The sequence below is a fragment of the Paracoccus gahaiensis genome (assembly GCF_005048225.1).
Classification (GTDB): Bacteria; Pseudomonadota; Alphaproteobacteria; order Rhodobacterales; family Rhodobacteraceae; genus Paracoccus; species Paracoccus gahaiensis.
The window spans coordinates 36,799-54,923 of the sequence record NZ_SUNI01000022.1; the positions used below are offsets into that span (position 1 = coordinate 36,799).

12 protein-coding genes and 1 tRNA gene are annotated in these 18,125 nt (G+C 68.3%); 3 read left to right on the forward strand and 10 right to left on the reverse strand.

Features of this window, described 5'->3' with window-relative positions:
- The first annotated feature begins 95 nt into the window (after window positions 1–95).
- Window positions 96–1,505: a sensor histidine kinase gene (locus FA743_RS16890; RefSeq protein WP_136887254.1), complete on the forward strand. Its 1,410-nt coding sequence runs from the start codon at window positions 96–98 to the stop codon at window positions 1,503–1,505.
- Window positions 1,506–1,633: 128 nt separating this feature from the next.
- Window positions 1,634–1,710, forward strand: a tRNA-Arg gene (locus tag FA743_RS16895).
- A gap of 93 nt (window positions 1,711–1,803) precedes the next feature.
- Here the strand turns inward: FA743_RS16895 and FA743_RS16900 are convergent.
- The 3 genes from FA743_RS16900 to FA743_RS16910 are packed head-to-tail and all read right to left on the reverse strand — an operon-like array spanning window position 1,804 to window position 4,768.
- The gene (locus FA743_RS16900; RefSeq protein ID WP_211242306.1) at window positions 1,804–2,406 is read right to left on the reverse strand and encodes a serine O-acetyltransferase; all 603 of its coding nucleotides are present in this window, start codon (window positions 2,404–2,406) and stop codon (window positions 1,804–1,806) included.
- Complete coding sequence (locus FA743_RS16905; RefSeq protein ID WP_136887255.1) at window positions 2,403–3,419, reverse strand: glycosyltransferase family 2 protein; 1,017 nt, start codon at window positions 3,417–3,419, stop codon at window positions 2,403–2,405. Before FA743_RS16905 ends, FA743_RS16900 begins: the two co-directional genes overlap by 4 nt.
- 8 nt (window positions 3,420–3,427) lie before the next feature.
- Window positions 3,428–4,768 carry a glycosyltransferase family 61 protein gene (locus FA743_RS16910; protein ID WP_169308925.1) on the reverse strand — a complete coding sequence of 447 codons (1,341 nt, stop codon included), beginning with the start codon at window positions 4,766–4,768 and terminating at the stop codon, window positions 3,428–3,430.
- A 586-nt stretch (window positions 4,769–5,354) separates the two neighbouring features.
- Between FA743_RS16910 and FA743_RS16915 the strand changes: the two genes are divergently transcribed.
- Window positions 5,355–7,481: a hypothetical protein gene (locus FA743_RS16915; RefSeq protein WP_136887257.1), complete on the forward strand. Its 2,127-nt coding sequence runs from the start codon at window positions 5,355–5,357 to the stop codon at window positions 7,479–7,481.
- A gap of 6 nt (window positions 7,482–7,487) precedes the next feature.
- Here FA743_RS16915 and opgC read toward each other — a convergent pair whose 3' ends face one another.
- The 7 genes from opgC to FA743_RS16950 form a co-directional block, all read right to left on the reverse strand.
- Window positions 7,488–8,651: an OpgC domain-containing protein gene (gene opgC / locus FA743_RS16920; protein WP_136887258.1), complete on the reverse strand. Its 1,164-nt coding sequence runs from the start codon at window positions 8,649–8,651 to the stop codon at window positions 7,488–7,490.
- Window positions 8,648–10,768: a glucans biosynthesis glucosyltransferase MdoH gene (mdoH, locus tag FA743_RS16925; protein WP_246055013.1), complete on the reverse strand. Its 2,121-nt coding sequence runs from the start codon at window positions 10,766–10,768 to the stop codon at window positions 8,648–8,650. The genes opgC and mdoH overlap by 4 nt, the downstream gene beginning before the upstream one ends.
- A 5-nt stretch (window positions 10,769–10,773) precedes the next feature.
- A complete protein-coding gene (locus tag FA743_RS16930; protein WP_136887260.1) occupies window positions 10,774–12,333 on the reverse strand; it encodes an OpgD/OpgG family glucan biosynthesis protein in 1,560 nt (519 codons plus the stop codon).
- A 149-nt stretch (window positions 12,334–12,482) separates the two neighbouring features.
- Complete coding sequence (gene ptsP, locus FA743_RS16935; protein WP_136887261.1) at window positions 12,483–14,729, reverse strand: phosphoenolpyruvate--protein phosphotransferase; 2,247 nt, start codon at window positions 14,727–14,729, stop codon at window positions 12,483–12,485.
- Between the two features lie 58 nt (window positions 14,730–14,787).
- The gene (locus tag FA743_RS16940; protein WP_136887262.1) at window positions 14,788–16,044 is read right to left on the reverse strand and encodes an aspartate kinase; all 1,257 of its coding nucleotides are present in this window, start codon (window positions 16,042–16,044) and stop codon (window positions 14,788–14,790) included.
- 130 nt (window positions 16,045–16,174) lie between these two features.
- Window positions 16,175–16,585, reverse strand: a complete 411-nt coding sequence (locus FA743_RS16945) for a DUF1178 family protein (RefSeq protein ID WP_136887263.1) — start codon at window positions 16,583–16,585, stop codon at window positions 16,175–16,177.
- 36 nt (window positions 16,586–16,621) lie between these two features.
- The gene (locus tag FA743_RS16950) at window positions 16,622–17,824 is read right to left on the reverse strand and encodes a 3-deoxy-D-manno-octulosonic acid transferase (RefSeq protein WP_136887264.1); all 1,203 of its coding nucleotides are present in this window, start codon (window positions 17,822–17,824) and stop codon (window positions 16,622–16,624) included.
- Between the last annotated feature and the right edge of the window lie 301 nt (window positions 17,825–18,125).

An 18,125-nucleotide genomic window follows, 5' to 3' on the forward strand; every position in this document is an offset into this window, starting at 1 on the left:
GCAGGGAACCCCCTCGCAATCACATTCGTTTGATGTGACATCCCGCAATGGCGCGGCTGACAAGTGCCCTCCGCCCCGACATAACCCCGGACAAGATGCGACCGAACACGATCTCTGGCCGATTCGCTGCACTGACGACCATGTTCGTCCTTCTGGCGGAACTGTTCATTCTGCTGCCCTCGCTGGCCGGATTCCGGCTGGATTACCTGGAAAGCCGCCTGGAGCGCGCGCAGATCGCCAGCCTCGCGCTGCTGGCGACGGACGAGTCGATCGCGCTGGATCTGGAATCCGAGCTGCTGCAGACCGCAGGCGTCTTCAACGTCGTGCTGCGGCGCGACGATGTCCGCCAGCTGGTCCTGTCCTCGCGCATCCCCGGGCCCATCGCCGCGACCTACGATCTGCGGACCGAGGGCGTGCTGCAGACCATCGACGATTCGCTGGCCGCCCTGGCCGACCGGCAGAACCAGGTGATCCGGGTGATCGGCGCCCCGGTCAACCAGGCCGGACAGCTGATCGAGATCACCATGGAGACCGCGCCGCTGCGTCTGGCGATGATCGATTACGGGCTGCGGCTGCTGGCCGTGTCGGCGGCGTTTTCGATCCTGACCGCCGTCCTGCTGTTCCTGGCGGCGCAGCGGCTGATTCTGGTGCCGATCCGGCGGGTGATCAGCCACATGTCCGCCTATGCCAGCGCGCCCGAGGACGGGCGCCACATCATCATCCCCGATGCCCGGCTGGCCGAGCTGCGCGAGGCGGAATCGGCGCTGCAATCCATGCAGCAGACCGTGACCTCGTCGCTGAAGCAGAAGGAGCGCATGGCCCAGCTGGGTCAGGCGGTGGCCAAGATCAGCCACGATCTGCGCAACATCCTGACCACGGCCCAGATCTTCGCCGACCGTCTGGAGGACAGCGCCGATCCCGCCGTGCGCCGTGCCGCGCCCAAGCTGGTCAAGTCGATCACCCGTGCCGTGAACCTCTGCGAGACGACCCTGGCCTTCGGCAAGGCCGAGGAACCGGCGCCGACGCTGTCGCGCTTCAATCTGGCGCAGCTGGCCGCCGAGGTGATCGAGGCCGAGGCGCTGGCCGGCGAGACGGCCGGCCATGTCGAGTTCCTGGCCGACATCCCGCCCAGCCTGACCATCCGTGCCGACCGCGACCAGCTGTACCGGGTGCTGGCCAACCTGTCGCGCAATGCCCGTCAGGCGATCGAGGCCACGGGCCAGCCCGGCACGATCGAGATCGGCGCCGGCGAGAGCGAGACCGACTGGTGGATCAAGGTCTGCGACAGCGGCCCGGGCCTGCCCGACCGCGCCCGCGAATACCTGTTCAAGCCCTTCACCGGCAGCACCCGGCGGGGCGGCACGGGCCTGGGCCTGACCATCGCCGACGATCTGATACGCGGCCATGGCGGCCGCCTGAACCTGCTGCGCAGCGACAACGAGGGCAGCCAGTTCTGCATCCACATTCCGCGCGGCCTGGCCGTGGGCGCCGAGGCCACGCGCTGAGCGGGGCGGGACGGGGGCCGTCTGCAGGGCTCGCGACCGTCGGGCCCGGACTGTCAAAAAGACTTCATCTTTTTTGCCCTTTGGCCCTTGCATCCCCCCGGACCTCCCGTTAATTCCACCCTCATGTTGCACCCGTAGCTCAGCTGGATAGAGCACCAGACTACGAATCTGGGGGCCGGGCGTTCGAATCGCTCCGGGTGCACCATTTCCCTTCTTCTGACGACGATGCTGGTTTTGAGGATCGCGACCTGGTCCTGCGATCAAGCTTGGCAGCGGGTCTTTCAGAGGCGCTGAGGCGTCATTTGGGCTGTCTGGTCCGGCCGATCTCTTGCGCGGGAACGCCGCCGACTATGGCGCCGGGGGCGACGTCGCGGCGCACGACCGAGTTCGCGCCGATGATCGCATCCTCGCCGATGCACACCGCCCCCAGGATCACGACGCCCGCCCCGACCTCGACCCGATCCCCGATGACGGGGCGGTCGTCCAGGGCATCTCGGCGGGCGATGCCGAAGGTGGTGTTCTGGCGAATCGTCACGTCGTCACCGATCCATTGCGCCACCAGGATCATGCCGCCGAAATGCTCCAGCCGCACGCGACGCCCGACCCGGACCGTGTAGGGCAGATAGATGCCGGTCGAGCGCGAGACCCACCGGAACATGATCCGATAGAGCAGCGTCATCGGCGCGCGCAGCAGCTTGGGCAGCCCCATGCGCCAATTGCCGAACCGGTGCCAGAACAGCGCCCAGAACCCTTCCGAGAACCAGTCGCGGTCATGGCTGCGGTAATCCTCGGCGATCAGCGCGGCCATGCCGATGCCTTCGGGGTTGGCATTCGGATGGCCCCGGCCGGGGACGAAGCGCACATCATCGGCGGCCCGGATCTTCCAGTTCTCGCGGGTCATTGGGGCCATCCCGGCATCAGCGCCCTGGCCGCATGGCGCGGGAAGTCGCGAAAGAACCCCTTGGGTCGGCCCGGGGCCTGACCGCGCAGGCGGGCCAGGGGGGCATTGAGCGCCGCCCCGGCCAGCCAGCCAAGCGCCGCCCGCAGCGCCCCGCCCCGGCCCGAGGTCTTGAGATGATAGTGGCCCCACGACTCGTACCAATAGGCCGGAGGCCGCTTGCGGGGGCCGTCATCCTCCTTCACGCCGGTCGCCGCGCCCTCGGCATGGCGCACGCGGGCAGCAGGCACGTACAGGACCTGATGGCCCGCATGGCGGATGCGGAACATCAGTTCGACCTCTTCGAAATACAGAAAGAAGTCCGGATCGAAGGCCCCGGTCCGGCGCAGCACCGACAGGCGGATCAGGACGGCGGCGCCCGCGACCCAATCGACCGGACCGTCGGGATGATCGGGCGGCAGGGGCACCAGCCGGGCGCCGAAGAGCCGGGTGATCGGACCGAAATTGGTGGCCTGCGCAAAGGCGGCGCGGGCCGAGGGAAAGCGGAAGGCCGCAGTCACCTGCCGCCCCGAGGGCAAGGCGATCCCGGCCCCGGCCACCGCCGCGCCGGGCGTGGCGTCCAGACGGTCGGCCAGAATTTCCAGCGCCTCGTTTTCAAGTGCCGCGTCGGGATTGAGAAGGAAGATGTAATCGGGGGCGTCCGCCCGGGCCTGAAGCGCGGCGATGACCAGATTGTTGGCGCGTCCGAAACCGTGGTTCACCGGTTCCAGCCACAGCGTCACCCGCGCGCCCCAGCCTTGGGCAGCATGATGCCGGGCCAGCAGGCGCGCATCGTCTTCGGGCGAGGCATTGTCGACGACGTGGATCTGGACCCGGCGCCCGCCGTGGTGGCGGTCCAGCACGCTCTGGATCGCCGCGATCGTCAGATCGGCGGTGCCGTAGTTCACGATGATCACCGCCAGGGAAGACCCATGCGCAGAGGGCGCGCCGTGGCGCGCAGGGGTCTTGAAAGGCATGCTGGGGATCAGGCGCTCTGTATTGCTCCGCCGTGATCGCCGAAGACGGAGCGATCGGGCTGCGAGAGGGTTTCATCGACGATCTGAAGAATGCGGTCCTTGGCCCGCGCGCCGATCCGGATGCCCAGCAGCCCGGCCGAGATCGGCGGGTTCGTGGTCGGATCGTCATGGCCTTCGATATCCGCGAAGACGGTGTCGTAACGGCAGCGCGAGACATGCGCGCATTTGAAGAAATCGCCCCATCTGTGCAGCTGGATCTGGCGGTTCCCCAGCTCGATCACCCGGGCGCCGGGCTTGGCAAAGACCATGTTGGCCAATCCCGCCCCATGCGGCGCGATGACGATGTCGGCCCGGTTCATGGTCGCGATCTGCTCCAGCGGGGACAGCCGCTCGAAGACCACCTTCTGGAAGCCCCGGGCCGTCAGTTCGGCCAGCAGAGGTTCGTGGCCGCTGATGCCGCGCGCACGCGCCTCGCCGCCCTCGTCGCGATCCATCCAGATCAGGCGCGGGGTCTGGCCGATATTGGCCAGCTCCATCTGCAGCAGGGCGACCTTGCGCAGCAGGCCCAGGCTGGATTCGTAGGACTGCATGCAGGCCTTCTTCACATGCAGCGGATCCGTGGCCATCTGCATCCAAAGGGGATCGGTGCCCTCGTTGCGCAGCGCCTGGTCGACCGTGGGGTCGTTGACCGCCGACAGATAGTGCTGATGGCTGTAGACCGAGCGCACCGCATCGAAGCGCGTGGGCTTGACGACGAACTGCACGCGGGGGCTGAGGCTGGGATAGATCGCGTCGATGAAGCGACGCAGAAAGCCCTTGATCGAATTGTCAGGCAAATGCAGCGAGATCGGCTTGCCCGAACTGTCATCCAGGTAATGCGCCAGCGAGCCGAGGGTCTCGGTCAGGAAGTGGTAGTAATTGAAGCCGTTCTTCAGCTCGATCGAGATGTCCAGATCGGCGGCGTCCGCCGGATCATAGACCGGCATCGGCGACATGGGGTGATCGCGCGATTCCCGCAGCAGGGCGATATGGGGGCTGTCCTCGCCCTTGGCGGGATTGGCCGATTCGAACTTCTTGCGGGCCCGGTTGCCCGAGGCGCCGTTCAGCCAGAACCGCCCCGACAGCGTCACCAGACCATGCGCAAAGCGCGCGTTCTGCAGCACCACCGGAGAGCTGCGGACCTCCAGCGCATTCTTGGGCAGGATCTCCATGCGGCGGTTGATCGAGGTCTGTTGCAGCGCCTGCAGCTCGTCGTGGTCGCTGGCCGCGAAGGCGCGGATTTCGGCAGGTTCGACCTTGCGGACGATCCAGCTGGGCGATCTGCCGATATAGGAGATATTCCCGTGCAATGTCGGAACATGCAGGATGTCAGCCGGGGGCAAACGCCATTTTTCGTGCATAAAAAATCACCCACCATTTAAGGATCAAAGGATCGAACGCCGACCCCGGCCCCCGGCTCTGCCCTCTGGCATGGCCAGCAAAACAAGGGCGATCAGATGAGAATGATCTAAACCGTTTCATACAAAACGTCGAGATCAGCGCACCTGTACAAAAGATCAGGAAAACATTGGCGTGTAATTATCAAAGATTAAATTGCACAGCTGCGACCTATCCAAAGCGATAGGTCCTTATTTTGCGAAGCTGCAGGAAAAGACAGTTTGCCGCCGGTCTCGCACCCCTGGGAAACTTGATATAATGAACTGTCTGGTGTCCGGTGGTTTAAAGCGCCTTTTTTCCGGCAACCGGAGCGTGATTTGCGGCGATCGGGCGAAAGGGCGTCTTGATCTTTCGAATTGGGTATTTGGTGATGTTTTCTTCTCTAAGACAGCTGGCGTTCCAGCATCTTCCTGTCATCCCACGGTTGAAGGACGGTCCGCTGCGCGCATCCTTTCAGGCGAATCGCGGCGTTCGGCCAGACGGCGGAAGAGTCCAGGCATGACCATGGACGCGCCCGCTGGCCGCCTCGCAACGGGATCGGATGCCCTGCACACCGTCTGGTCCGCGCTGTCGGCCCCGTTCCGCACCCCCCCTCCGGCCGATCTGGCGCAGGTCGTGGCGCATCTGGATCCGGGTCTTCTGGCCCATGCGGTCCGGTTCTTTCCCTCGCGCGACGCTGTGCTGGCGGCCCCGCCACGGCCCGGCCTGCGCCGCATCTTCTCGCTGGAGGAGGGCGATCTGGTCATTCGCGGCCCCAATCAGCCGGACGATCCGCTGTTCAAGGGCTATCCCTGCTGGGGCGCGTCAGAGCGGGTTCCGCTGGCGGCCTTGGCGCAGGGGACCGCCCCGGACCAGGTGGCGCCCGCGATCATCGACCAGATCCGGCTGATCTCGGCCCTGAACCCCGTCGCCGTCCGGGACCGCACGCCGCGCGCGCAGACCATCCCCGGCGCTTGCGGTCTGGTGGTGACCCATGTGCCGCGCCTGCGCGTCTGGCTGCCCGAGGCGGGGCCGCGCAGCGGTCAGGAGACCAACCGGCGGCTGAAGGACGCGGATGGCCGGTGGTGGCGGCGCGTCGATCTGGCCGAGCCCGAGGATGACGGCGGCGAGGAACGCCCCCTCGGGGCGACCTTCCGGCCCGGTCCGGGCGCGTCTGCGCTGACCGTCGAGGCTGGCTGGCTGGTTCTGCGGTCGCGGTCCTGCCGCATGGCGGCGCTGTACGACCGCGAGCCTTTCTGGGGAGTGGAACGGGCCTTCGCGCTGGACGGCGTGCCGGTCCTTCCGACCCTTCGCGGGCAGCCTCGGGCAGAGGACCTGCTGAGCGTCGATCTGGGCCGCGCGGCCGGCCTGATCGCCGATGTTCAGTGGCAGCGCCACGACACCGGTCTGGGCGGCGAGGGCTGGACGCCCATTCCCGGGGCCCGGTCGCCCGGCCTTCCGATCGGGCAGGACCTTCGGGGCGCTTGGCTCCGGGTGCGGGCGCGCGGTCCCGCCACGGGGCGGCGATGGGTCGCCTCGAACGTCATCGGCCCGGTGCAGGCCGCGGGCCCGGCCCCGCTGGCGCCCGCGCCCTGTCCGCTGGACCGCCGTCCCGCCCCGCAGGCCCATGATGCCCTGAAGGCCCTCGCCGACCAAGGGGCCCCGGCGCCGCTGGATCTGTATCGCGATCCGGACTTCCGGCCCGGCACCGGCTGGCTGGGGCGCGTGGCCACGGCGGGCCTGGCCTATGCCGCCAGCCTCCAGACGACCTATGCCCCGGGCGAGAACGTCATCCATCCCTGCATGGTGGAGTTGCCGGTCGATGTCTGCGGCTATCGCTATCTCTGCGCCATCACCGCCTATCCCACGGGTCCCGCGCTGGAGGATCCCTTCCTCTACGGTTCGAACGACCGGCTGAACTGGACGCTTCTGGCCGATGCGCCGCAGCCGCTGGATGTCCGCAAGCCGGTGCAGGGCGCCTATAACAGCGACACCTTCCTCACCCATGACCCGGTCGCCGGGGTGCTGGTCGTGGGCTATCGGTCCTACGAGCCCCGGTCCGAGGGCGATCCGGGGGTGGCCAATTCCGACGTGGTGCTCAAGTGCCGCACGACGCGCGACGGCCATCGCTGGTCCGAGCCGTCCGAGCTGATGCGGATGCCGGCGGATCGCAACATCATGCTGTCGCCCACGATGATCTTCGATCCCGACACCGGCCTGTGGCACATGTGGACGATCCACCGGCCCGCGATGCATCACTGGACGGCGCCCGCGCTGCAGGGGCCCTGGACGCTGGACGAGGCACAGATCCCGCTGGACCTGTTCCGGGTGCCGCATCACCACGAGGTGAAATGGGTGGGCGACCGGCTGGTCTGCCTGCTCTATTCCCGCCAGGACGGGAACCTCTATTTCGGGATCTTCGCCCCGGGGTCCTGGACCGAGGTCGAATGGAGCCTGACGCCCCTGCTGCATCCGCGCCCCGCCTGCCTCTACAAGGCGTCCTTCGTGCCGGTCCATGATCCGGTTGCGAACACCTTGGCCTTCGATCTGTGGTGGACCCGGGGGGCGGCGGGCCCGGCGGGCGGCACCGATGCAGGGCATGGCCGCAAGCTGCAATATGCCCGCACCGTGCCGGTCGCGCTGTAGCCGCCCCTAGCTGAGCGGGGGGAGGCGGCGCCGGGCCTCGGCGCGGGCCGCCTGGGCGGCCTTGCGGGCGCGCTGCCAGGGCGCGCCGTGCTGCAGCCACAGGGCCGCGATCCACCACAGCGCCAGGCAGGCCCAGAGGTCCACCGCCAGCCGCCGCCAGATCGTCTGTCCGGCGGGCGTCATCTGCATCGCGTCGCCCAGCACCGACAGCAGCACGCAGGCCACGAAGGTCAGCAGACCGCCCCGCCCGATCTGCTGCAGCGCCACGCCAAGCCGGGTGGCGGCCAGCCATTCCATCGGCCGCGCGAAGGGCACGGCCACCAGCCAGGCGGCGGCGACGATGGCCAAATAACGGGTGCCATCCAGGCTCCACTTGTCGATGCTGCCATAGACCAGCTTCAGCGCCTGGCGAAAGGCCAAGCCCGGCTCTCCGATCTTGGCGCCGATGACGATGGCGCTGCCGAAGGCGAACATGCCCAAAGCCAGCACCGTCAGCAGATGCCGCCATGGCCACAGGGTCGCCATGATCCTCTCGCGGTAGAGGCCCATCGCCACGCCGGTGAAGAACAGCATCTGCCAGCCGAAGGGGTTGAACAGGAAGCCGTTCTCGACCCGGTGATTGGGAACCATCGCGTTCAGCCCCGGGGCGTACCACCATAACAGGACCGAGGCCCCGGCCACTGCCCAGGGCGCGCGCAGCATCAGCGGGACGACCAGCAGCGACAGGGCGATCAGGATCACGTACAGCGCCAGCACGTCGATGATGTTGGGCTGCACCCAGAAGGTCGCGACCGTCCCGGCGAAGCCCAGGGGATTGTCGAGGATCCAGATCGCATACTGGTTCCAGATCGCGGTGTGGGGCCGGTCCAGCGCCAGCAGGGCCGCCGACAGCAAGGCCATCAGCACGGCACCGACGATCATCGCGCGCCAGACCTCGAAGGCGCGGCGGCCGAAGCGGCGCTGCGCCATGCGGCGGCCCTCGCGGGCCTCGACGGCCCGCCAGACGATGCCGACCAGAAAGCCCGACAGCAGCACGAACATCTCGGAGGCGTCGAAGATCGAGAAATTGGGCAGGGTCACCTGCCGCATGGCCGAGATCGGCATGTGATTGACCATGATGCTGACCAGCGCGTAGCCGCGCAGCATGTCCAGCGCGATGAGACGGTTCATGCGGGCAGCCGGCTCCAGCGGGTCAGAAGGTCGGCGTCCAGCAGCATGGCGTCGGTTTCGCCGGGGTCCAGATCCTGCAGGGCCTCGCCGCGGCTGACCGCATGGTCGATCTTGGCGGCGGCAGTGACCCGGGCCAGCCGCAGGGTGCGGGGCAGGTCGTCGGGCAGGGGGGACAGCATGGCGCTGTGCCGGGCCAGAAGGTCCGGGTCCTCGGCCAGACGCATCAGCGCCGTGGCGCCTGCGACCGGCTGGGGCAGGCTGCGGGTGATGGCGGCGGCATGGGTCAGGATGGCCGGGGGATCGCGTTCCTCGGGGGTGACCAGAAGGCCGCGCATCCGGGCCCACCGGCCAAAGACCGGGCTGGCCGACAGGCGCGAAGTCAGCGGCGACATGATCAGCCCCGCCAGGATCGGCGACAGCCAGATCAGCTGCTCGGGCGAGAAGCGGGCCAGCACGCCAAGCGTGGCCAGCCCCAGGACCACATGCGCCCAGTGATGGCGCGCGACCACCCCCCAAGAGGGCATCGAGCCCGCCCGGGTCTGCGCGTCCCAGCCACTGTCGCGGCCCGACAGGATCTCGAAGATCTGCCGCGTCTGGACCAGCATCTGCACCGGCGCGATTAGGGCCGACAGGACCGTCTCGAAGAGGGCGCTGGCAAAGATCCGCACCCGCCCGCCCGACTGCCGCGCCAGAGGCCGCAGCCAGGCGCGGAAGGTGGCGATGAACTTGGGCAGCAGCAGCAGGGTCATCGCGCCCAGGAACAGCCACAGCATCCGGCGGCTGTCGAAGACCGGCCAGTCGGGGAACAGCTGATACGAGTTCGGGAAATATTCCGGGGTGGACAGAAGCACCGTGGCCGACAGGACCAGACCCACCAGGATCAGCGCCAGCCACAGGGGGCTCATCAGGAATCCCATGATCCCGATGATGAAATGCGCCCGGCTGATGCCGCGCAGGCCCCGCATGCCCAGCAGGCGGGAATGCTGCAGGTTGCCCTGCGCCCACCGGCGTTCGCGCGCGGCCATGTCCAGAAGGGTCGGCGGGCAGCCCTCGTAGCTGCCGCGCAGGTCATGGTCCAGCCGCACCGTCCAGCCGGCCCGGCCCATCGCCCCCGCCTCGACGAAGTCATGGCTGAGGATCGTGCCGCCGAAGGGCGCCTTGCCGGGCAGGCTGGGCAACCCGCAGGCGCGGGCAAAGGCCTCGACGCGGATGATGGCGTTGTGGCCCCAGTAATTGCCGGTATTGCCCGACCACGCGGCCACGCCGCGCGCGATCATCGGGCCATAGACGCGGCCTGCGAACTGGGTCAGGCGGGCAAAGATCGTCTCGCCCCCGACCAGCACCGGCATGGTCTGGATTAGGCCCATGCGCGGATCGGCGTTCATGCGGGCCGACAGGGCCTTGATGGTGGCGCCGGACATGACGCTGTCGGCGTCCAGCACGACCATCTGGTCATAGCGCCCGCCCCAGCTGCGGATGAACTGCGCCAGGTTGCCGGACTTGCGGTCCTCGTTGGTCAGGCGGCGGCGATACCAGATCGGCAGCGGCGACAGGCTGCGCGCCGCCTCGATCACCAGCGTCTCGGTCACCGCGATCTGGGGATTGCGGGTGTCGGACAGCACGAAGATCTCGGTCCGGTGGCCCAGCCCGAGCGCGTCCAGCTCGCGCGCCAGCGCCACCAGCAGGCCGGTGCTGACCGCCACATCCTCGTGATAGATCGGCATGACGACCACCAGCCGGGCGTCGTTCGGCCCTTCGGGCGTGGTGGGCGTCGGGGCCAGGAACCCGGCCAGCGTGCCGCAGAAGGAAAATCCGACCCAGGCAAAGGTCGGCACGAACAGGACCAGCAGCGCGATCTGCATCGGCGTCGGATTGGCCCCGAAAGCGGCCAGCATCTGCCAGAAGCCGGTGACGGCCAGCGCCGCCATGCCCCCGAAGGCGATCAGCCGCGCCATCCAGACCCGCATGCTGTTCTGGGCCCGGCCCGGACCGCCCTGCGCTGCGCGTGCAAAATCCTGCACCGGCATGTCCAGCGGCGCCAGGGGGGGCACGGCCGGGCGGTGGCTTGCGTCATGCGGCGCAGCCTCGCGCCCGACGGGCGGCCTCGGGTCGGACATCGCAGTCATGCCGTCCAGCGGGTCAGCCAGGTCTCGCTCAGCGCAAGCCCGTCGGGATCGGTCAGGACGGCGCGCAATTCGGACAGCACGACCCGCCCGGGCTCGAATTCGAAGGCCAGGCGCAGGGCGTTCTGTTCGGGCAGCAGCTTGATATAGGCATGCACGATCCGCCCTTCCGAGGCGCTGACCTGATAGTTGGGCAGCGTCTCGCGGAACAGGCCCAGATCGAAGTCGATGACATAGCTGCGGGTCGTTTCGACGTTGATCGAGCGGCCCGAGCGGACCTGCCGCACCTTGGCCAGGGGCAGTTCACTGGGCGGCAGGGCGGCAAAGCTCATCCGATAGCGGAAATCGCGGCGCTCGCCCCGGACCAGCGGCTCCTCGGGCAGCCAGTAGCTGACGATGTTGTCGTTGAACTCGTTCTCGACCGGGATCTCGATCAGCCGCACCTCGCCCTCGCCCCAGTCCCCTTCGGGCTGGATCCAAGCCGAGGGCCGCAGATGGTACATCGCCTCGGCATCCTGGAAGGATTCGAAGTCGCGGGCGCGCTGGACCAGCCCGAAGCCCTGCGGATTGCGGTCGGTGAAGCTGGAGATCTGGATCTTGCGCGGCGCCATCAGCCCGCGCCACAGCGCCTCTCCGGCGCCGGTCTGCATCTGCAGCCCGTCATTGTCATGGCAGGCGGGGCGATAGTCGTCCACCTCGCGGCGCGAGGCCGGGCTGAACCAGAACATCGAGGTCAGCGGCGCGATGCCCGTCTCGCGCAGGTCGGTGCGCGGGAACAGCGCGACATGGGTGCGCACCATCGTCACCGCACCGGGCGAGATGTCGAACTGGAAGGCGGCCGCGACCGATCGGCTGTCAAGGATCGCATAGATCCGCACCGTGGTCTGGCCGGGCTCGGGCTCGACGATCCAGAAATCGGTGAAGAGCGGGAATTCCTCGCCGTCCGGGCTGCCGGTCTTGATCGCCAGCCCGCGCGCCGACAGGCCGTAAAGCGTGCCCCGCGCCACGGCGCGGAAATAGCTGGCACCCTGGAAGACGACGAATTCGTCCATGATGCCCGGGCGGTTCAGGAAGGTGCGCATCCGGAAGCCCGACCAGCCCATGTTGCCGATCGTCTCCAGATCGGGGCCGTCGGGGAACTGCGCGGGATCGAATTCCAGCATCGCGGGATCGAAGGGGATGGGCCGGGTGATGCCGTCGCGGACAAGGTTGATCTGCACCGGCTCGTAGAAGATCGAGCCGGGCGACAGCAGGTCCACGCCGAACAGGTCCTGCCCGGCCAGCGGATCCAGATCGCGGCGAAAGCGGATGCCGCGATACCGGTCGTAATCCAGATCGGCAAAGCTGCCGACGAGTTCCGAAATGGGCTGGACATAGACGCGTGTCGAGCGTTCGGCCGCCAGGGCCGCGACCTGTTCGAAATCGAACGGTGCCGGCGCAGGCGGGCCGAATCCGGCCGGTTGCTCGTCGGCCGAGGTCTGGGCCTGTGCAGGAACCGCCATCAGGGACCCGCCGGCGGCAAGGGCTGTGGCGGCATTCAGGAATTGACGGCGCTTCATGTGTGGGAATGTCTCGATGGAACCGTTGGACTATAGACGCGCCGCTGCAACGCAGCAAGCGCGCTCACCAAGTCGTTTCAGTATCGGCAGGAATCGGCCCCGCTCGCAAGCCGGAAAGCGCCCGGGGTGGGCCCGCGCACCCGTCATGCCTACTGCCGCGCCAGCCAGGCGGTGACCGGGCCACGCAGACTGGTCAGCCCCTCGGCCTCGGCCTGGTCGATCACCCGGCGCAGCCCGGCGATGTCCACGCGGCGGATCAGGTGCTTGACCGGACCGATCGAGGCCGGGCGCATCGACAGCCGCCGGATGCCCAGGGCGGCGAAGACCAGCGCCTCGACCGGGCGCCCCGCATCCTCGCCGCAGAAGGACAAAGGCACGCGGGCCTCGTCGCAGCGCGCGATGATCAGGCGCAGCAGGGACAGGAAGGACACGTTCAGCGTGTCATAGCGCCGCCGCACGCGCTCGTTCTCGCGGTCGGCGGCAAAGAAGAACTGCTTGAGGTCGTTGCCGCCGATCGAGATGAAGTCGCACATCTCGAAGAACCGCTTGGGCGCGAAGGCCATGGACGGCGTCTCCAGCATGGCGCCCACGCGGATGTCGCTTGGCATCGCATGGCCAAGCCGCTGCTCGCGCGCCATCTCCTGCATCAGGATGCGATGCGCGGCCTCGTATTCGGTGATGTCGGCAATGAAGGGGAACATGACATGCAGGGGCCGGCCCACCGAGGCCCGGATCAGCGCCTGCAGCTGCATGCGCAGCACGCCGCGCTTGTCCAGGCCCACCCGGATCGCGCGCCAGCCCATTGCGGGGTTCGGCTCGTCCTGCGGCTTCATGTAGGGCAGGACCTTGTCGGACCCGATGTCCAGCGTGCGGAAGATCACCGGCTTGCCCTGCGCATTGTCCATCACCCGGGCATAAAGCCCCGCCAGCTCCGCGCGCCGCGGCACATGGCTGCGGATCAGGAACTGCAGTTCCGTGCGGAAGAGGCCCACCCCCTCGGCCCCCGACCCCTCCAGCGAGGGCAGGTCGGCCATCAGCCCCGCGTTCATGTAGAGCTGGATCGTCGTGCCGCAGGTGCCGGTGGCGGGCAGGCTGCGCAGGCTGGCATAGCGGTCCTGCGCCTCGGCCTGCATGGCGATCTTGTCCTGGAAGGCCTTGGCGACCGATTCCTCGGGGCGCAGATGCACCACGCCCTGATCGCCATCGACCAGGATCGCGTCGCCATTCAGCGCCTCGGAGGTGATGCGGGCCGCATGGATGACCAGTGGGATGGCCAGCGCGCGGGCCACGATGGCCGCATGGCTGCCGACCGAGCCTTCCTCCAGAACCACGCCCTTCAGGCGGCGGCCGTATTCCAGCAGTTCCGCCGGGCCGATGTTGCGGGCGACCAGGATCGGATCGGGGGGCATCTCGGCGCCGGTATCGCTGCCCTGTCCGGTCAGGATGCGCAGCAGGCGGTTGGACAGGTCGTCCAGATCGTGCAGCCGGTCGCGCAGATAGGGGTCGGCGGCCATCTCCAGCCGGGCGCGGGCGGCTGATTGCTCCTTCTCGACCGCGGCCTCGGCGGACAGGCCAAGCCGGATGTCCTCCTCCATGCGCTTCAACCAACTGCGCGAATGGGCGAACATTCGATAGGTTTCCAGCACGGCGGCATGTTCGCCATCCCCGCCCATGTCGGCGGCGGCGACCATCTTGTCGACGGTCAGGCGCAGCGTCTCGACGCCCTCGTGCAGACGGGCATGTTCCTTGTCCGGATCGTCGCCCACCGGGTTGGCGATCACCACGCGCGGCTCGTGCAGCCAGACATGGCCCTCGGCGGCGCCCTCCTGCCCGGTGGCGCCGCGCAGCATCAGGGGGAAGCGATGGGCCAGCGGCAGGCTGTCGGACTGGCTGCCCTGAAAGGCGCCCAGCTCGGTCATCTCGGCCAGCACCATGGCGACAACTTCCAGCCCATAGACCTCGTCATCGCTGAACTGCCGGGCGGTCGAACATTGCACGACCAAGACGCCAAGCCGCTCGCCGACCCGCTGGATCGGCACGCCCAGGAAGGCGGGAAAGACCTCCTCGCCGGTCTCGGGCATGAAGCGGAAGCCGGGCTGGGACGGCGCATTGGCGGTATTCACATGTCGCCCGGTGCGGGCCACGCGGCCCACCAGCCCCTCGCCCAAGCGCAGGCGGGTCTGATGCACGGCCTCGGGGCGCAGACCCTCGGTCGCGCTCAGCTCCAGCGTGTCGGCATCGCGGAAGAGGTAGATGGAACAGACCTCGGTCCCCATCGAATCGGCGATGTGATGGGTGATCTCGTCCAGACGATCCTGCCCGCCGCCCGCGGCGGCCAGGATATCCTTAAGCCGCCGCAGCAGCTTGCGCGAGTCGCTATCGGTGCGATCCTGCATCGCCTGGGCCCGCCTTCCGCCTGCTCACCGGCCCCGTTCGGGGCCGGACCGTCAAGGTCTATGCCTTGTCCAGCTCAAAGGCATCATGCAGCGCCTGCACGGCCAGTTCCATGTATTTCCGGTCGATCAGCACCGAAATCTTGATCTCGCTGGTGGCGATGACCTTGATGTTGACGTTTTCATCGGCCAGCGCCTTGAACATGCGCGCGGCGACGCCCGCATGGCTGCGCATCCCAATGCCCACGACCGAGACCTTGGCGACCTCGGTGTCCACGACCAGCTCGTCATAGGCGATATGGCCGGACTGGCGCGCCTCTTCCATGGCCCGCTTGGCGCGCTCGACCTGGTTGATCGGCACCGAGAAGGTCATGTCGGTCACCGAACCCGGGTGATCGTCGTAATCCTTTTCCGAGATGTTCTGGACGATCATGTCCACGTTCACCCCCGCCTCGGCCAGCGGCGCGAAGATCGCGGCCGAGATGCCGGGGCGATCCTCGACCGTGACCAGCGTGATCTTGGCCTCGTCGCGCGAAGAGGCGACGCCGTTGACGACTTTCGATTCCATGATTTCATCCTCATCGCAGATCAGCGTGCCAGACGTCTCGTCGGTTTCTTCAAAGGACGACAGCACCCGCAGCCGCACCTTGTAGCGCATCGCCAGTTCGACCGACCGCGTCTGCAGCACCTTGGCGCCAAGCGAGGCCAGCTCCAGCATCTCCTCGAAGGCGATGCGGGGCAGCTTGCGGGCGCGCGAGGTGATGCGCGGATCGGTGGTATAGACCCCGTCCACATCCGTGTAGATGTCGCAGCGCTCGGCGTCGAAGGCGGCGGCGAAGGCCACGGCGGTGGTGTCCGACCCGCCGCGCCCAAGCGTGGTGATGCGCCCGTCCGGCGCCACGCCCTGAAAGCCTGCGACGACCGCGACCTTGAAGCCTTCGGCGAATTTCTGGTCGATGTTCTTGCGCGGGATCTCGACGAAGCGGGCGGCGGAATGGGCGGCGGTGGTATTGATCGGCACCTGCCAACCCTGCCAGCTGCGCGCGGGCACGCCCATCTCCTGCAGGGTCAGGGCCATCAGCCCCGCCGTCACGTTCTCGCCCGAGCTGACGATCGCGTCGTATTCGCGCGCGTCGAACAGCGGAGAGGTCTGCTCGACCCAACCCACCAGCTCGTTGGTCTTGCCCGACATGGCGCTGACGATGACGATGACGTCATGGCCACGCTCGACCTCGCGCTGCACCTTGCGGGCGGCGTTCCTGATCCGGTCCAGATCGGCCACCGAGGTGCCGCCGAATTTCATCACCAGAAGCGGCATAAAAGGCCCCCCGCCCAAAGGTATGCGTCGGCGGGGCTTTTAGGAGGGCGGGGCGGAAAGGGCAAGGGGCCGCAGGACGTGACGTCCGTTCGCGCCATGGCGCGGGTGACCCCGGTTCGCGCGGGTGGCGTCAGTTGGCGCGGCGGCGCGGCAGGAAGGGCAGGGGGGCGATGGGCACGCCGTCCTCGATCAGGCGCCGCGCCTCGTCGGGGCGTGCCTCGCCATGGATGGCGCGGGCCGGGCGGTCGCCGTCATGCATGGCGCGCGCCTCCTCAGCAAAGCTGAGGCCCACATAGTCCGAGCTGTCCTCGATCTTGCGGCGCAGCGCCTCGAGCGCGGCCTCGGCGGGGCTGCGCGGCGCGGTCAGGGGCGTGCGCTTCTCGGTGACGGCCGGGGCCATCAGCCCGCGATCCACCCGCACCGACCCGCATTCCGCGCAGGCGACCTGGCCCGCATCGCGCAGCGTCTCGAACCCCTCGGACGAGCGGAACCAGCCGTCGAAGTCATGGCCGTGGTCGCAGCGCAGGGCATAGCGGATCATCGCGAAGTCTCTCCTCGTCTGGTCCTATATATCGGGTCAGCAGGGGGGCCGCGCAAGATCGGCCAGCCGCGCGATCAGCGCGCCCGGATCGCCCGCCCGCGCCTGCAGCACCGCCCGGGCGGCCCGGCCCATGTCTCGGGTCCGGTCGGGGTGATCGGCCAGCCGCGCCAGCACGCCCCCCAGATCCCCTGCCTCGACCGGCAAGGCGGCACCCTGCGCCTCCAGCGCGTCGAAGGCCTCGATGAAATTGCCGAAATGCGGGCCGCGCAGCAGGGCGCAGCCATGGGCGGCGGGCTCCCACGGGGTATGGCCCCCGTGATCGGTCAGGCTGCCGCCGATGATGCAGATCCCGGCGCGTTCGTACCACAGGGGCATCTCGCCCAGGGTGTCGGCCAAGAGCACGCCGCCGCCCGGCGCCGCGTCGGCCCCCGCGCTGCGGCGAGCGAAGGGCAGGGCGCGCGCCGCGATCAGGCTGGCGATCTGATCGGCGCGGGCCGGGTGGCGCGGCGCCAGGATCAGGCGCAGGTCGGGCCGGCCCAGCACCGCTTGGGCAAACCCGTCCAGAATCGGCCCATCCTCGCCCTCATGGGTCGAGGCCGCCAGCACGATCCGTCCGCGCCCGAGGCCCTCGGCCACGGGGGGGATGGCCGCCGGGGCCAGCAGCTTCAGATCCAGGCGCGGCAACAGGGCGCGGGTCGGCAGGCCCAGGGACAGCAGCCGCGCCTCGCTGCCCTGATCCTGCGCCGAGAGCGCGTCGATCCGCCCCAGCATCGGGCCAATGATCCGGGGAAACCGCCCCCAGGTCCCGGCCGAGCGTTCCGACATCCGCGCCCCGATCATCGTCTGCGCGATGCCCCGTTCCGCCAGCAGGCGCGAGCGCAACGGCCAGAACTCGCCCTCGACCGTCACCGCGAGGCGCGGGCGGGCGGCGTCCAGGAACCGCGCCAGGGCGCCGGGCAGGTCCAGCGGCGCCAGCCGCGCGGGCAGGCCCCAGCCCAGCGCCAAGGCACGCCCGGTCTCGCTGTTGGTGGTGATCTGCAGGGCATGGGTGCGGGCCAGCGCCGCGATGATGACGCGGGCCGAGGTCAGTTCGCCGACCGAGGCGGCATGGATCCAGATGTCGGCGCGGCCCGGCGCGGCCCCCACGACCAGCCGCTCGCGCAGTGCCGCCGACCGGCCCAGACGCGCGCGCATCCGCAGCGCGGCCTCGGCGATGCGGGTCGTGGCGTCATAGATCATGCAGGGGACACCCTCGCGCAGCATTGAAGTGGAGGCGGGTACCGGAATCGAACCGGTCTTCACGGATTTGCAATCCAATTCCTTATTCAGATACTTCAGCTGGTTAGGCTACGAAGGGTATCAGGACAGATACGGCACAGAAGCTGAACATGATACCGCATTCTACCATATGTCGTAACGGCCCGATTGCTACCGCGGACCGTTTTCCTTGACGCGCGCGATGATGTCTGGGTCTTCGACGAAGTCTTCGAGAAAGTCGCTCCAGTGCTCCGGAGAGCGCCTTGCATCACGGAGCATGTCG

Coding starts and splice junctions, on each gene's coding strand:
- FA743_RS16890 (WP_136887254.1), top strand. CDS start 96: ATGCGACCGAACACGATCTCTGGCCGATTCGCTGCACTGACGACCATG.
- FA743_RS16900 (WP_211242306.1), bottom strand. CDS start 2,406: ATGACCCGCGAGAACTGGAAGATCCGGGCCGCCGATGATGTGCGCTTC.
- FA743_RS16905 (WP_136887255.1), bottom strand. CDS start 3,419: ATGCCTTTCAAGACCCCTGCGCGCCACGGCGCGCCCTCTGCGCATGGG.
- FA743_RS16915 (WP_136887257.1), top strand. CDS start 5,355: ATGACCATGGACGCGCCCGCTGGCCGCCTCGCAACGGGATCGGATGCC.
- opgC (WP_136887258.1), bottom strand. CDS start 8,651: ATGAACCGTCTCATCGCGCTGGACATGCTGCGCGGCTACGCGCTGGTC.
- mdoH (WP_246055013.1), bottom strand. CDS start 10,768: ATGTCCGACCCGAGGCCGCCCGTCGGGCGCGAGGCTGCGCCGCATGAC.
- FA743_RS16930 (WP_136887260.1), bottom strand. CDS start 12,333: ATGAAGCGCCGTCAATTCCTGAATGCCGCCACAGCCCTTGCCGCCGGC.
- ptsP (WP_136887261.1), bottom strand. CDS start 14,729: ATGCAGGATCGCACCGATAGCGACTCGCGCAAGCTGCTGCGGCGGCTT.
- FA743_RS16940 (WP_136887262.1), bottom strand. CDS start 16,044: ATGCCGCTTCTGGTGATGAAATTCGGCGGCACCTCGGTGGCCGATCTG.
- FA743_RS16945 (WP_136887263.1), bottom strand. CDS start 16,585: ATGATCCGCTATGCCCTGCGCTGCGACCACGGCCATGACTTCGACGGC.
- FA743_RS16950 (WP_136887264.1), bottom strand. CDS start 17,824: ATGATCTATGACGCCACGACCCGCATCGCCGAGGCCGCGCTGCGGATG.